This is a genomic window from Aerococcus sanguinicola, assembly GCF_008726925.1.
Classification (GTDB): Bacteria; Bacillota; Bacilli; order Lactobacillales; family Aerococcaceae; genus Aerococcus.
Map to the genome: position 1 here is coordinate 867,303 of NZ_VYWO01000001.1, position 14,314 is coordinate 881,616.

A 14,314-nucleotide genomic window follows, 5' to 3' on the forward strand; every position below is an offset into this window, starting at 1 on the left:
TCATGCATTATTTCAATACTTGTAAACGATCTAAGAGGCCACGACTGGCTAAGAGACGGCCTTGCTTGTCGATAACTAGGGCTTGGTAGTCTCTAGCCTGGGCCAATTCAGCTTGGATCTCAACCAGGCTCATCGGGTAGAGGCGGGTGGTCCAAACTTCGGCCATTACTGACTGGTCGCTTAAGACGCTCACGCTAGCGACTTCATTCTCAACCGGATAACCCGTCCGACTGTCAAATATATGCTGGTAGAAATGGCCATCTACTTCCAAATTTCGCTCATAGCCTCCTGAGGTGACCACGGACTGATTGTGGACCTGGAGCACTGCGCAATTCTGCCCTCTTGGCTTACGAGGGTCTTGGATTCCAATCCGCCAATCCGACTCAGTGGGTCGCTTGGGAGGCGGTCCATAAACTTTCACATTTCCTCCCAGGTTGATCATAGCAGACTGGGCGCCTGCTCGAACAAAGTCGTCCATAATCTGATCAGCGAAATAGCCCTTAGCCAGGGCGCCCAAGTCAATCTCCATTCCCTCCTGGGCCAAATAAACCTCCTGGCTAGCTTCTTTCAGCTTAATTTGCCGGGGATCTATCTTCTCCAGGCAAGCTGCAATGGCTTGACGCGATGGTTTATGGGCGCCTTCAAAGCCGATCCCCCATAGCTTAACTAGGGGCCCAATGGCAATATTTAAGCGGCCCTTGGAAGCGATGCTCTGGTCTTTGCCTAATTGAATAAGCTCGAAGAGGTCTGGATCCACCGCCATGGGGGCCTGGCCAGCTCTTTGGTTGACCTGCATCAATTGCGACGACGCGTCATTGGCACTGAAGCGTTCATTATAGTCATAGAGCTTCTGGACAGCATGGGCCAGTAAAGTCTTAGCCTCTTCATGGCAGACATAGAGGTCTATCCAAGTCCCCATCAAACGTATTCTACGCTTAGCCTCTGTCATTAGCGATCCCTCCTAGTCATGAATGGTCTTAATCCGAAAGAAGAGGAAATAACCAAAGCAGAGCCCACAAATTATGATGAAGAGGCGCACTGGCCACAAGGGGACAAAGTAAATGGAAATTCCCATCACCAAGTAGGTAAAGATCAGAATCTGCCACTTCTTCCGCCAACGAATACCACCCGTACGCTCATATTCTCCGACATAGATTTGATAGAGTCGGGTATTTTCCAACCAATGACGAAAGCGTTTGGAACTGCGGGCAAAGAACCAGGCGGAGAGTAAGAGTAGAGGCGTTGTCGGCAAAACGGGCAAAACAACTCCGATGGCTCCAATTAGGAAGGAAAGAAAACCCAAGACAATATAAAGTTTTCGTTTGATACGATCCTCTCCTCTCAATTTAATACAAGCTTTTTCCCCAGTGTAACATAAGATAAACTTTTAAACTAGGAAAAAGCCAGCAAAAAAAGGCGGAAGCCCATGCTCCCGCCCTGGTAAAGAAATCGTCAACATTTACTAAGTTGTTTGGAGGATATGTCGTAATTGCACCGCACTGGGTGACACAATGGGGAGGAAGGCCCCTTCGTTCCAGCGGCGGATGAAGCCCGACTCGGCTGCCTTGAAATAAGCGCTCCCCCCACCTGCCTGGAGTTCGAGCAAGAGGCTCTGTGCAACGACATCTACGATATCAATCCGCAATTGGAAGAGCTCACGCGGACGGTCCACAAAGTAGTGGGCTTGCTCTAAACCTTGATAGAGCTCAGTTTTAATACGTTGGAGTTCAGTTTGGTTATCCTCATATTCCCTCTCTAGGACTTGGCGCCGGTCTAAGTGCTCGGCGACTTGAGAAAGCGACTTCTCAGCCAAGCCAAAAGCTAGACCAAATTGGAAGCCCAGGAAGGCTGGACGGTTTTCTTTAAGGAAAGTCCCAGCATCTTCTGCAATTAACCAGTTGGGATCCAAGTCGACGCCATCGAAAGTGAGGGCTGCCGTATTGGAGCCTTGGAGGGAAACAAATTCTAAGTCCCGGGACCGGTGGAAGTTAGCGGCATGAGAGGGGACAGCAAGGACAAGCGGTGGACGGTCCTCCCCTTCAAAGCCAGCCACAAAAATTGTAATAAAGTGACGGGCCCGCGCATTGGTAACCCAGGGTAAGCGGCCATATAGCTTATAGCCTCCTTCTTCTTTGCGAATCGTCACATTGAGCTCTTCTAATTCCGACAAGTACTTGACGGCATTGGACAGGGCGGTTGCTCCTGCATAACTTCCTGTCAGCAGACGATCCAAATAGTGGTCGCGGTAGTAAGGATTCGCACTATGGAGAATATTATCAATAAAGGTCCGGTGGCCCCAGGAGATAAAGGCTGCAGTTAAGGAGTGTTGGGCTAATTCTGAGAGGACTTCAACCACATCTTGGAGGTCTCCCCCGCTCCCCCCTAGGGATTCCGGGACACCCACCCGGAAGGCTCCCTCTGCGCCGATCCGTTCCAGTAAAGCATCACCATAACGGCCAGACTCTTGGTCGATAATGTCAGCATGTTGGTCTAAATATCGAATAAATTCATCTGAGAAAAATGACATGGTAAGTCCTCCTAAGCATATTCCTGAAGTTCGGGGTTGATCGGGGTATGGGCCAAATTATTGGCATAATTACACAGGGTCGCCAGGCTAACCCCCAGAACCACTTCTAAAGCTGCCTGTTGGTCATAGCCAGCTGCAAAGAAGTCGGCCAAGTCCTGGTCGCTAGCCTTGCCCCGCTCTTGGATCAAAGCCCGGGTAAAGTTGGCTAGGGCATCCAGTTTCTTATCACTAACGATAGGGCTTTGGTCTTTTAAAGCTTGCAAGAGTTCGGGATCAATATCTAATTGCTTTACCGAAAAGGCAGAGTGCCCCGCGACACAGAAATCACAACCATTCCGGCGGGCAGCGGTAATTTGAACCACTTCACGTTCCAAGGGGGATAGGCTAGTCTTTCGATTGATAGCCCCTACTTTGCGATAAGCTTCTAGACTTGCAGGAGCATTGGCCAGCAAACCGATGAGATTCGGGATATAGCCTTGGTTTTCCTTATAAACACTTTCTAAAACTTTCTTAGACTTTTCGGGGGCAGTTTCAATCGTATGAATAGTAAATTCTGACATGCAACTCACACTCTTTCTTTTGGGATTGCACTTACTTTATCATAGTGAATGACTCTTGGATAATACTGGCTATAGCTCAGCTTTGATCGAAGATTTAAATTACAGGCTTTAACGATCAGCGCTGATGACTTTCTTACTTTTTGTTAGTTTGAAAGCTTGAATCTAGCAAAAAAGCAGCCCCTAAAGGCTGCTTTTACCTAGATTATGGTGTTCATTTTATGGCTGATCGGACTTTAGAATCTGGCGTGATTGAATTGTCAAATCAGAGTCAAAATCATAAACAATCGGTTGGGCATTAGGAATTTCGACAGATTCAATGGCGTCATCCGAAATATTTTCGATATATTTCACTAGGGCTCTGAGGCCGTTACCATGGCCAACCATCAGGATATTTTGTCCTGCTTTAAGGGCAGGCGCCAGCTCATCTTGCCAATAGGGCGCCACACGGTCTAAGGTATCCTTAAGAGACTCCCCTGCCCGCAAGACTCCCTGGTCCAAGTCCTTATAGCGGGGATCCTGAATGCCTGCTGGATCAAGAGGTGGACGGACGTCGAAAGTCCGCCGCCAAGCATGGACCTGGTCAGCCCCATACTTGTCTTTCATGGCTTGCTTATTGTGACCTTCTAAAGCCCCATAATGACGCCCATTCAAGCGCCAATCCTTCTGATAAGGAAGGTAGAGTTGGTCCATGGCTGACAGGACAAAGTAAGTGGTTTGAATGGCTCGGCTGAGTAATGAGCTATAGGCGGCATCTAGTCTGATGCCCTCTGCTTTTAGCCGACAGCCCGCTTGGTAGGCGTCTGCCTTACCCTTATCCGTTAAGGGGGAATCAAACCAGCCTGTAAAAAGATTTGCGAGGTTAGCCTCACTCTGCCCGTGTCGTATTAAGATTAGTTTCATAGTAATCCCTCATCTTATTTCATTTCTAGCGGCCCAAGTCGTCCCCTGAGGCCACCCTTCCTATCTTTATTTTACACCCATCCGCCAGGGCTGAAAAGCGACTGAAAAGTCAAGCTTTAGTCCGAGCCATTTTCTGAATTAAGGCTCGGGTAAATTTGATATGGTCGGTATTATTATTAATCATGAAGCCTGCTAAATGCGGATTATCTTCTTCTCTCAAGAACATCGCGGCTAAGTCGCCATAGGAAAGCCGCTTAGTCTTCAAAGGGCCCAGGTCAGCCAAGACGGCTTTCTTTCCCCTAGGAGTAAAGACTGCCAAGTAGGTCAAGGCATCGGGACTCTTCACCGTAATCAAACGCTCCTGCTCTCCGGATACAGAGCCGTCTTGGTCTTGAGCAAGTAGGACTAGAAAGTGCCCAGCTTGTACAGCCTGGAGCAAGGCCAGGGTATTTGCCCCTGACCGGTCTTCCTGATAGCGATCGATTGCAGCTTCTACATCCTTTGTCATGAATAGGCCCCCTTTTCTCTCCATAAAATATAGCATGATTTCAGCTAGAGGACAAATATTTAAAGGCTCTATCATTTAAATAGGGCCCTTGCAAAAAGACAAATAAAAAGAGGGCCGAGGCCCCCTTTTTCGTCTGAACATATTTAGCTTGAGTGTCAGTCTACTTAATCTTTAATTAAGCGTCAATTTTTGATACAACGCCGGCACCAACAGTGTGGCCACCTTCACGGATAGAGAAGTTTGTACCTTCTTCAATCGCAACTGGGTTGATCAATTCAACTGACATTGTTACGTTGTCACCAGGCATAACCATTGGTGTATCTTCTGGAAGAGTGATGACACCAGTGATGTCTGTTGTACGGAAGTAGAATTGTGGACGGTAGTTAGATAGGAATGGCGTATGACGGCCACCTTCTTCTTTAGTCAACACGTAAACTTCTGCTTCGAACTTAGTGTGTGGTGTGATTGTGCCAGGTGCAGCTAATACTTGACCACGTTCGATGTTTTCGCGAGTAACCCCACGTAAAAGGGCACCTACGTTGTCACCAGCTTCTGCATAGTCAAGAGTCTTACGGAACATTTCAAGACCAGTAACAGTTGTCTTAGTGATATCTGGGTTGATACCAACGATTTCAACTTCGTTACCAACTTCAACTTTACCACGTTCAACACGGCCAGTAGCAACTGTACCACGACCAGTGATTGAGAACACGTCTTCAACTGGCATCATGAATGGTTTGTCAGTATCACGTTCTGGAGTTGGGATGTATTCATCAACAGCATCCATTAATTCCATGATCTTATCTTCGTATTTTTCGTCGCCTTCAAGAGCTTTAAGAGCAGAACCAGCGATGATTGGTGTATCGTCACCTGGGAAGTCGTATTCTGATAAGAGGTCACGAACTTCAAGTTCTACTAATTCAAGTAATTCTTCGTCGTCAACCATGTCGCATTTGTTTAAGAATACAACGATGTAAGGAACACCTACTTGACGAGCTAAGAGGATGTGTTCACGAGTTTGAGCCATTGGGCCGTCAGTTGCAGCAACTACTAAGATAGCGCCGTCCATTTGAGCAGCACCAGTGATCATGTTCTTAACGTAGTCCGCGTGCCCTGGGCAGTCAACGTGAGCATAGTGACGGTTAGCTGTTTCGTATTCGATGTGTGAAGTATTGATTGTAATACCACGTTCTTGCTCTTCTGGAGCGTTATCGATTGCAGCGTAGTCTTTAGCTTCACCAAAGCCTTTTTTAGCTAATACAGTAGCGATAGCTGCTGATAAAGTTGTTTTACCGTGGTCAACGTGACCAATTGTGCCGATATTAACGTGTGGTTTTGAACGATCAAAATGTTCTTTTGCCATTTTTTAAATTTCCTCCTCAGATTTTAAGCAATATTATCCATAATAATCTACTATAGATTGAATGATTATATTATAAGAGGGACAGGGGCTAAAGTCAAGAAAACTTGCTTATTTTGCCCCGTCAACTCTTACTTTGTCAAGACTTAAGCCTTAAAGTTTTAGGCTTATTCGCCACCCTTGCCATATTTAGCAACGATTTCGTCACCTACAGATTTAGGTACGGGTTCATAGTGGTCGAAAGCCATGGTGAAGGTACCGCGACCTTGGGTTGCAGAACGTAAGGTTGTTGCATAACCGAACATTTCTGAAAGTGGTACCATGGAGTGGATTTGGATTGCGTTACCGCGTGGTTCTTGACCTTCAATCCGGCCACGACGAGCAGAAACGTGTCCCATAACATCCCCGAGGTATTCATCTGGAACAACCACGTCAACCTTCATCATTGGTTCAAGGATAACAGCCCCAGCGTCTTTAGCTGCATTACGTAATGCAAGAGAAGCTGCAACCTTGAAGGCAGACTCACTAGAGTCGACATCGTGGTAAGATCCATCGTAAAGTTTGGCCTTCACGTCTACTAATGGGAAGCCTGCGAGAACACCATTTTCCATAGCATCTTTCAAGCCGGCTTCAACTGAAGGGATGTATTCACGAGGAACAACCCCACCGACGATGGCGTCTTCGAATTCGAAGCCTGCGCCTTCTTCATTCGGTGTGAATTCGATCCATACGTCACCGTATTGACCTTTACCACCAGACTGACGAACGAATTTACCTTGAGCTTGGGTTGCCTTGGTGAAGGTTTCACGGTATGAAACTTGAGGTGCACCAACAGAAGCTTCAACGTTGAATTCACGTTTCAAACGGTCAACGATGATGTCCAAGTGCAATTCACCCATCCCTGCGATGATGGTTTGACCTGTTTCTTGGTCAGTTGTCGCACGGAAGGTAGGGTCTTCTTCAGCCAACTTAGCAAGAGCTAATTGCATCTTATCTTGGTCAGCCTTGGTGTTTGGTTCAATCGCAACTTCGATAACGGGTTCAGGGAATTCCATCCGTTCAAGGATAATTGGTGTCTTGGTATCACACAATGTATCCCCAGTTGTGGTATTCTTCAAACCAACAGCTGCTGCGATATCACCTGAGAAGACTTCTTCCACTTCAGAACGTGAGTTAGCGTGCATGAAGAGGATACGACCGACACGTTCACGTGTGTCAGAAGTCGCATTCAATACGTAAGAACCAGCTTCAAGCGTACCTGAGTACACACGGAAGAAAGTTAGACGACCAACATAAGGGTCAGTCATGACCTTGAAGGCTAAAGCTGAGAATGGGGCGTCATCGTTTGCGCGTACTTCGAAGGTATGTTCTGGGTCATTAGCCATTTCTGCTTCGATTGGTGGTACGTCAGTTGGTGCTGGTAGATAGTCGATAACGGCATCCAGCATCATTTGAACACCCTTGTTCTTGAAGGCAGACCCGCACATTACAGGGAAGAAATCTAAAGCTAGGGTAGCTTTACGGATAGCAGCCTTTAATTGGTCTTCAGAGATTTCTTCACCTTCAAGGTAAGCCATCATAAGTTCTTCATCGGTATCAGCGATAGCTTCTACCAGGTCTGTCCGCCATTCTTCAGCTTGTTCTTGGTATTCTTCTGGAATATCAGTTTCTTCAATTTCAGTACCAAGGTCATCTTTGTAGATTTCAGCCTTCATGGTTACCAAGTCAATGATACCTGTGAAGTTATCTTCGGCACCAATTGGTAATTGGATAGGGTGTGCGTTTGCACCTAGGCGGTCTCTAATCGTGCTTACAGCATAGAGGAAGTCTGCGCCTAGCTTATCCATCTTGTTAGCGAAAACAATACGTGGAACATGGTAGGTGTCTGCTTGACGCCATACGGTTTCAGTTTGAGGTTCTACCCCAGATTGAGCGTCAAGAACGGTTACCGCACCGTCTAAGACACGGAGTGAACGTTCAACTTCAACCGTGAAGTCCACGTGCCCTGGCGTATCGATAATGTTTACACGGTAACCCTGCCATTGAGCGGTTGTAGCCGCTGAAGTGATGGTAATCCCACGTTCTTGTTCTTGTTCCATCCAGTCCATTTGTGAAGCCCCTTCGTGAGTTTCACCGATTTTGTGGATCTTACCGGTATAGTACAAGATACGTTCAGTCGTTGTGGTCTTACCAGCATCGATATGGGCCATGATTCCGATATTTCTTGTTTTCTCAAGAGGGAATTCTCTTTTAGCCATTTATTCTAACTCCTTTTCAATTTAGTCAACAGAGGCCGGCTCTGCTACTTATATTATAACGTTAATTATACTAAAGTGATAGCATCAGACTTGAAAATCTACCACTTTTTGCATTTTCCGTATAAAAGTTACGGAGCATTGAGGATATGCTGATGCTTGCGCCGATAAAGTAAGAGGCAAAGTGGAGGCCAGGCCCCACTTGCTTGTTTCTTACCAGCGGAAGTGTGCGAAGGCCTTGTTGGCTTCTGCCATGTTGTGGGCTGTTTCGCGCTTACGCACAGCAGCACCTGTGTTGTTCGCAGCGTCCATGATTTCACGTGCTAAACGAACTTCCATGGTGCCTTCCCCACGGTCACGAGCGGCACCAACTAACCAACGTAAAGCTAAAGTTTGTCCACGTTCTGGGCGAACTTCAACTGGAACTTGGTAGTTAGCCCCACCAATACGGCGAGCTTTAACTTCAAGCAATGGTTTAATGTTTTCAAGTGCTTCTTCGAAGACTTCCATTGCTTCGCGGCCTGTTTGTTCTTTAATGCTGTCGAATGATTTGTATAAGATAGAAGCTGCTTTACCCCGTTTACCATCGATCATCAAACGGTTGATCAAGCGAGTTACTACTTTTGAATTGTAAATTGGATCTGGTAATACATCACGTTTTGCGATATGTCCTTTACGTGCCATTTAAACTCCTCCTTTCGCCTTTTCTTATTCCTTAGGTTTCTTCGTACCGTATTTAGAACGGCTTTGACGACGACCGTCAACACCAGCTGTGTCGAGTGCGCCACGAACGATGTGGTAACGAACCCCTGGTAAGTCTTTTACCCGGCCCCCACGGATAAGCACAACACTGTGTTCTTGTAGGTTGTGGCCGATACCTGGGATGTAGGCAGTTACTTCGATAAGGTTAGAAAGACGAACACGCGCATACTTACGTAAAGCGGAGTTAGGTTTCTTAGGTGTCATTGTCCCAACACGAGTACAAACCCCACGTTTTTGTGGAGAGTTGTTATGAGTTGGTTTCTTCTTCATTGAGTTATAACCACGTCCTAAAGCAGGAGATTTTGATTTTTCTGTGCTTGATTTACGTGGTTTACGTACTAGCTGATTAATAGTAGGCATTTACTACTGCTCCTCCTTTCCCAATAATTGGGAGATTCTTTTCAAGTCCACACACCCTGGTGTGTCATTTTACTGTAAAAAAGAAATAACCGATCCATGATCGATTAACTTTCCTACTTCTGTGCATTAATGTATGGCAGTCAGCACGACTGTATCACTAATTAACAGGAATCTGTATACAAAAAGCACCTTTGATAGGATACCACGTTGCTCTAGCCTTGTCAAACTTTTTCGCAAGATTTCTTCTGGATAGGAAAATTTTCATATAAAAAATGAGACCAGGATCAAAGTCCCGGTCTCACTATTCAAATCAAAGGCTTCTTGCCATCTTTTTCAATAGCTTACCCTAAACGACTTTTGTCGCACGCTATCGGAAACCTGCTCCAAAAGTCAGACCTGGCATCCACTTCATAAACGATATCCGAGCCTCTAGCAAGGCTCTCCTATCGTTTACTCCAGTGATCCAGGTCTAAACGACTTTTGTCGCACTCTGTATTAATAAAGGTTCTTGAAGTAGGTGTCTACGGCTTGTCCAATAGCCTTGACCATCTTTTGTTGGTAGGAAGGTGTTGCCACTTTCTGGAGTTCATTGTAGTTATCGATGAAGCCCAGTTCGATTAAGATCGCTGGAACCATGGTTTCACGGACCACAGCGAAGGTATTCCGTTTAACGCCACGGTTAATCGCACCTGTCGCATTAATCAGGTTGTCTTGGACGAGACCTGCAATATAGCGGCTATTGGTTAGCCGTTGGGCATCATTATGGTAGTTTCCATTAATGGTTGATGGATAACCTGTCGTGTACTCATAATAGAAGGTTTCAATCCCACTTTGGGCCCCATTGGCTGACGCGTTGTGGTGGATCGATAGGAAGAGGTCCGCGTTGGATTGGTTGGCATCAGCTGAACGGCCAGTCAAGGAGACAAATTGATCCCCAGTCCGGCTCAGAATCAGTTCATAACCCCGCTGACGCAAGTCCGTAGCCAATTGATTGGTAAAGTTAAGGTTCAAGTTCTTCTCTAAGTAGCCGTAAGCAGCTGCTCCTGTTTCTGCTCCACCGTGGCCGGCATCTAGATAGATCACTTTGCGGCCATCACGTGAACGTGCCAGGTCCATTGGCTTAGCAACAGCTTCTGGAATCCAGAGGCGTTGGCCAGAGTATAGGTTAGTGGCTGACACCTTATTATAGTTTTGCAGGGCTTCCACACTAATACCGAAGTCTCGGGCAATGGAATTTAGGGTGTCTCCATGTTGGACCGCATAGGCCACATCACGGACCTTAACCCCTTTGGAGCGACTTGGGCTTTGCTTAGCTTGCGGTGCTTGACGGGTCAAGGCGGCAGCGTCGATCCAGCCCTTAGTACCATCATTGAAGCGCACCTGAGCCCAGTCCGCCCGGTTCGTCGATACTTCCCTGTCTACATGAACCGCTTGGCCTTGGTAAGCCTTGGTTTGTTGGCGAGTCTTGATGGTTTGATAACCTGGAATCCCCCATGGCTTGGAGTCAACGGTGTGGTTGCCGTTCTTGATATAGGCAGTGTAGTTGACATCCTTCATAGGACTAGTATAGGTATCTTCCTTGCCGCGAACAAGTCCTGCCCGGTCGAACCAGCCGCTCGTGCCATCAGCTAGGGTAATGTAGGCCCAGTTGGCGCGGTTCGTTGACACTTCTTTCGTCACTTTGACGTATTCGCCTTGGTGGCCCTTCATTTGTTGGCGGCTTCTCAGAGTAGTGAACCCATCGATCCCCCATGGTTTAGAGTCGAGGGTGTGGTTACCTTGGACGATCGTTGCCATATAGTTGACGTCTTTTTCAGCTGTTGTATAGCGGTCTCCCTTTTGCTTAGGTTCTGGATTAGCTCCTGACTGGATGCCAGCCTTGTCGAACCAACCAGCTAAACCGTCAGCAAAGTTGATATAGACCCAGTCAGCTCGTGTAGTTGAAACTTCCTTGGTCACTTTAACATCTTGGCCTTGGTAAGCCTTCATCTGAGCACGGCTGCGCAGGGTTTCGTAGCCTGGTGCCCCCCAAGGTTGGGAATCGAGGGTATGGTTGCCGTTCTTAATATGAGCGGTGTAGTTGACTTCCTTAACAGGGCTAGTGTAGGCATCGCCAGAGAAAGTAATCCCCTTACGGTCGATCCAGCCGGAAACAGAACCATCAACCGCTTCAATATGGAGCCAGTCCCCGCGAGTAGTCGATACCGCTTGGTCAATCTTGACCGCTTTATTGCGGTAATTTGGATACTGTTGGCGGGTCACTAGGGTCTGGTAGCCGTAAATCCCCCATGGTTTAGAATCGATGGTATGGCTCTTACCCGTAATCCGGCCGTATGCCTTAAGAGCTTCCGGTTCAGTCAGATACTTGTCCCCAGGCAATTTCTTAGAGAGGGCATTGCGGTCCACCCAGCCTGCTAGGCTATCTTGGAAGGTGACATAAGCCCAGTTAGCCCGTTCGGTAGAGACTAACTTGCTGACCGTCACCACTTCCCCTTGGCGGTCGTTTAAATTGGTCTTCAAGGTTTTGAAGCCAGCTGTCCCCCAAGGCAGGCTGTCTAAAGTATGGTTGCCATTAGCCAGGGTCATTTGCTCATTCACTTCTTTGACTGGGCTCGTGTAACGTTCTCCCTTACGCAAGACACGGCGGTCGGTCCAACCTTCTTGGCCATCCGCAAAGGAAACCCGGATCCAGTCAGCCCGCTTGGTCGCTGCTTCCGCATCTACCTTAGCCGCTTGTCCGTCGTAGGACTTGAGGTTGTTGAGGATGGTTTCAAAGCCTTGAACGCCCCAGGGCTTAGTATCTAGGGTGTGTTGGGTACGAACGATGGTCCCATCATAAGACACCTTATGCGGTTCGGTTGTATAAGCCTCCCCTTTATTTGCCTCTTCTTTTTGAGGCTGGCTGTCTTCTTTAGAAACTTCTGAAGTTTGGCTTGACTTGCCAATCACCAGTTCATCCCCTTGGTCCGTGTCCCCTGCGAAGTAGGTCGCTTGGACTTGATCTTGACCAGCGTTCACTTGTCCATCAGCTTGGTCAGTCGCTTGACTTGCTTCTACTGACGGAGTCTCTTCTGAGGCAGGTGCTTGGACTTCAAGGACCTTACCCTCTTCTTCCGTCGGCACTTCCTCCGCTTGAACATTTTGCGCCGTCACAACAAAGCTGGCCAGGGCCAGGTGTGAGGCTAGAAATAAATAGGATCTTTTCTTCATACCTTAACGCTCCTCATCACTTATTATTATTTTCACGTATATTTATTATATCGAATTCGTAGGAAGATGCAGATAATCTGGCGATTTGTTATCAAATTGTAATCTTTTCTTGACAATGTAAAAAAGGGTTAAAATTCTTACCTGAAAGGCTCAAACTCCTTCTTTTTAAATAGTATATATATATATAACATTAATAATGTAGACAAATGAAAAGTATTTATGATAGCATGTTTACATGACTTAATAAAAATTTAAATCAAAGAGCTTTGTGCATTGAGGGCTCTAGAAGGGAAAGTTATGGTATTTGAAGAAAAGATAATCAGCATTGAAAACTTGTCCAAGCATTTTAAAGATACAGTCGCTCTTGATGAGATTAGTTTTTCAATCAAAAAAGGTGAAATTTTAGGCTTTCTTGGGCCTTCTGGATCTGGTAAGACAACCACGATTAATATCCTGACCAAGCAACTAGCGCCTGACCAAGGGGATATCTATATCTTAGGTAAGTCAGTCAAGGATTTAAATTCAGAAGATTTCAAACATATCGGCATTATGAGTGATACCAGTGGCTACTATGAGAAACTTTCTTTATTGGATAATCTCAGAACTTATGCGGATATCTTAAAGGCCGACTACGACTATGTTGATGCCCTGTTAAAAGAACTGGACCTTTACAAGGACCGTAATAAGCCGGCTGAAAAATTATCAACAGGGATGAAGAAGAGGATGTTGCTGATTCGAGCCATACTCAATAAGCCTGACTTACTTTTCTTAGATGAGCCCACCAGCGGCCTAGACCCTAGCACCTCACGAAAAGTCCACCGTTTGCTTGCTCGCCTAAAAGACCAAGGTACCAGCATCTTCTTTACCACCCATGACATGGATGAAGCGGAAAAGTTATGTGACAACTTAGTCTTATTAAACAAGGGGCAGATTGTTGAAGAGGGAGCCCCAGAAGATATCATTCTGGCACATACCACGGACCGCCAAGTGCGATTAACTTATGCCGATAAGTCCAGTCAACAATTGGCTTTCGATGACTATGATCCGGATTTGACCAAGCAGGACGTCGTCGCTATTCATTCATGTGAACCAACTCTCGAAGACATCTTTATTCAAGTGACAGGAGACTCTTTATATGATCAATACTATTTCATCTCTCATTAAACTCAGATCAAAATTAATTGTTAAAACCCCAAATACACTTGTCCTTCTTCTAATGCCCCTCGGCTTTTCCCTCCTCTATAATGAAATGTTAAATAATGGAGAAAATAGCAGTCAAATCCTTTTTATAAGCCTAGCTTTTACTTTTGGTTTCTCTATCGGGACCTTGATCACCTCTACAATCGGTGAAGAAAAAGAGAAGAATAGTTTGCGCTCGCTGCGGTTAATTGGTGTCAAGAGTATGGAATACATATTAGCTACTGTTTTCTATCCCATTGTAATCACTCTTTTAGCAATTATCTTCTACCCCATTTTAGTTGACGGCTGTGCCTTAACTGATATGTCTTCCAATTACTTCATCATCAGTACTCTAACGGGCCTAGCCTGTATCTTGTTCTATTTCCTGATTGCTTGGCTATCATCAACCCAGTCCCAAGGGCAGATTAACAGTATCTTAGCCATGGTTTTGATTACCTTAGTCCCCATGTTCGCCCAGATGAATGAGACTTTCCAAAGCATCAATAAATATTCCTTCATGGATGCTTTGACCCAGCTCTTGTCCGATCAAAATCAAGTTGAAATCACCGACCAGCCTTTCATTATCTTAAGTCTTTGGATTATTGTCCTTTTCGTCGCCAATATTCTCTTTTACAGGAGAAAAGCTTAATACATGTGCCAGATTTAGAGCATTAAAAAAGATCAGCCCCATTT

At 46.2% G+C, this 14,314-nt stretch carries 13 protein-coding genes; 2 read left to right on the plus strand and 11 right to left on the minus strand.

Annotation, left to right across the window (positions count from 1 at the left end):
* Positions 1–7: 7 nt before the first annotated feature.
* The 11 genes from F6I03_RS04155 to F6I03_RS04205 all read right to left on the minus strand — a co-directional run bounded on the left by F6I03_RS04155 (position 8) and on the right by F6I03_RS04205 (position 12,442).
* Positions 8–949: an FAD:protein FMN transferase gene (locus F6I03_RS04155; RefSeq protein ID WP_070430147.1), complete on the minus strand. Its 942-nt coding sequence runs from the start codon at positions 947–949 to the stop codon at positions 8–10.
* A 12-nt stretch (positions 950–961) separates the two neighbouring features.
* Positions 962–1,345: a YbaN family protein gene (locus tag F6I03_RS04160; protein WP_224788487.1), complete on the minus strand. Its 384-nt coding sequence runs from the start codon at positions 1,343–1,345 to the stop codon at positions 962–964.
* Between the two features lie 117 nt (positions 1,346–1,462).
* On the minus strand, positions 1,463–2,527 hold the full coding sequence (locus F6I03_RS04165) for an acyl-CoA dehydrogenase family protein (protein WP_070430146.1): 1,065 nt from the start codon (positions 2,525–2,527) through the stop codon (positions 1,463–1,465).
* Between the two features lie 11 nt (positions 2,528–2,538).
* Positions 2,539–3,087 carry a carboxymuconolactone decarboxylase family protein gene (locus F6I03_RS04170; RefSeq protein WP_070430145.1) on the minus strand — a complete coding sequence of 183 codons (549 nt, stop codon included), beginning with the start codon at positions 3,085–3,087 and terminating at the stop codon, positions 2,539–2,541.
* Positions 3,088–3,303: 216 nt separating this feature from the next.
* Entirely contained in the window at positions 3,304–3,987 is a 684-nt protein-coding gene (locus F6I03_RS04175; RefSeq protein WP_070430144.1) for a 2,3-bisphosphoglycerate-dependent phosphoglycerate mutase, read from the minus strand.
* A 109-nt stretch (positions 3,988–4,096) separates the two neighbouring features.
* Positions 4,097–4,495 carry an SseB family protein gene (locus F6I03_RS04180; protein WP_070430143.1) on the minus strand — a complete coding sequence of 133 codons (399 nt, stop codon included), beginning with the start codon at positions 4,493–4,495 and terminating at the stop codon, positions 4,097–4,099.
* Between the two features lie 175 nt (positions 4,496–4,670).
* Positions 4,671–5,858 (minus strand): elongation factor Tu, encoded by a 1,188-nt coding sequence (tuf, locus tag F6I03_RS04185; RefSeq protein WP_067973078.1) that lies wholly within the window; start codon positions 5,856–5,858, stop codon positions 4,671–4,673.
* A gap of 164 nt (positions 5,859–6,022) precedes the next feature.
* The gene (gene fusA / locus F6I03_RS04190) at positions 6,023–8,113 is read right to left on the minus strand and encodes an elongation factor G (protein WP_070430142.1); all 2,091 of its coding nucleotides are present in this window, start codon (positions 8,111–8,113) and stop codon (positions 6,023–6,025) included.
* A 210-nt stretch (positions 8,114–8,323) separates the two neighbouring features.
* Complete coding sequence (rpsG, locus tag F6I03_RS04195) at positions 8,324–8,794, minus strand: 30S ribosomal protein S7 (protein WP_070430141.1); 471 nt, start codon at positions 8,792–8,794, stop codon at positions 8,324–8,326.
* A 24-nt stretch (positions 8,795–8,818) separates the two neighbouring features.
* The gene (gene rpsL, locus F6I03_RS04200; RefSeq protein ID WP_067973086.1) at positions 8,819–9,232 is read right to left on the minus strand and encodes a 30S ribosomal protein S12; all 414 of its coding nucleotides are present in this window, start codon (positions 9,230–9,232) and stop codon (positions 8,819–8,821) included.
* Between the two features lie 495 nt (positions 9,233–9,727).
* On the minus strand, positions 9,728–12,442 hold the full coding sequence (locus tag F6I03_RS04205) for a GW dipeptide domain-containing protein (protein WP_070430140.1): 2,715 nt from the start codon (positions 12,440–12,442) through the stop codon (positions 9,728–9,730).
* 297 nt (positions 12,443–12,739) lie between these two features.
* Between F6I03_RS04205 and F6I03_RS04210 the strand changes: the two genes are divergently transcribed.
* The gene (locus F6I03_RS04210; protein ID WP_070430139.1) at positions 12,740–13,606 is read left to right on the plus strand and encodes an ABC transporter ATP-binding protein; all 867 of its coding nucleotides are present in this window, start codon (positions 12,740–12,742) and stop codon (positions 13,604–13,606) included.
* 52 nt (positions 13,607–13,658) lie between these two features.
* Positions 13,659–14,270: an ABC transporter permease gene (locus F6I03_RS04215; protein WP_246815993.1), complete on the plus strand. Its 612-nt coding sequence runs from the start codon at positions 13,659–13,661 to the stop codon at positions 14,268–14,270.
* Positions 14,271–14,314: the final 44 nt, after the last annotated feature.

What these genes read in the sequence shown, in the direction of transcription:
- fusA (WP_070430142.1), bottom strand. Translation starts at nt 8,113, where the DNA reads ATGGCTAAAAGAGAATTCCCTCTTGAGAAAACAAGAAATATCGGAATC.
- rpsL (WP_067973086.1), bottom strand. Translation starts at nt 9,232, where the DNA reads ATGCCTACTATTAATCAGCTAGTACGTAAACCACGTAAATCAAGCACA.
- F6I03_RS04210 (WP_070430139.1), top strand. Translation starts at nt 12,740, where the DNA reads ATGGTATTTGAAGAAAAGATAATCAGCATTGAAAACTTGTCCAAGCAT.
- tuf (WP_067973078.1), bottom strand. Translation starts at nt 5,858, where the DNA reads ATGGCAAAAGAACATTTTGATCGTTCAAAACCACACGTTAATATCGGC.
- F6I03_RS04205 (WP_070430140.1), bottom strand. Translation starts at nt 12,442, where the DNA reads ATGAAGAAAAGATCCTATTTATTTCTAGCCTCACACCTGGCCCTGGCC.
- F6I03_RS04155 (WP_070430147.1), bottom strand. Translation starts at nt 949, where the DNA reads ATGACAGAGGCTAAGCGTAGAATACGTTTGATGGGGACTTGGATAGAC.
- F6I03_RS04165 (WP_070430146.1), bottom strand. Translation starts at nt 2,527, where the DNA reads ATGTCATTTTTCTCAGATGAATTTATTCGATATTTAGACCAACATGCT.
- F6I03_RS04180 (WP_070430143.1), bottom strand. Translation starts at nt 4,495, where the DNA reads ATGACAAAGGATGTAGAAGCTGCAATCGATCGCTATCAGGAAGACCGG.
- F6I03_RS04175 (WP_070430144.1), bottom strand. Translation starts at nt 3,987, where the DNA reads ATGAAACTAATCTTAATACGACACGGGCAGAGTGAGGCTAACCTCGCA.
- rpsG (WP_070430141.1), bottom strand. Translation starts at nt 8,794, where the DNA reads ATGGCACGTAAAGGACATATCGCAAAACGTGATGTATTACCAGATCCA.
- F6I03_RS04170 (WP_070430145.1), bottom strand. Translation starts at nt 3,087, where the DNA reads ATGTCAGAATTTACTATTCATACGATTGAAACTGCCCCCGAAAAGTCT.
- F6I03_RS04215 (WP_246815993.1), top strand. Translation starts at nt 13,659, where the DNA reads ATGCCCCTCGGCTTTTCCCTCCTCTATAATGAAATGTTAAATAATGGA.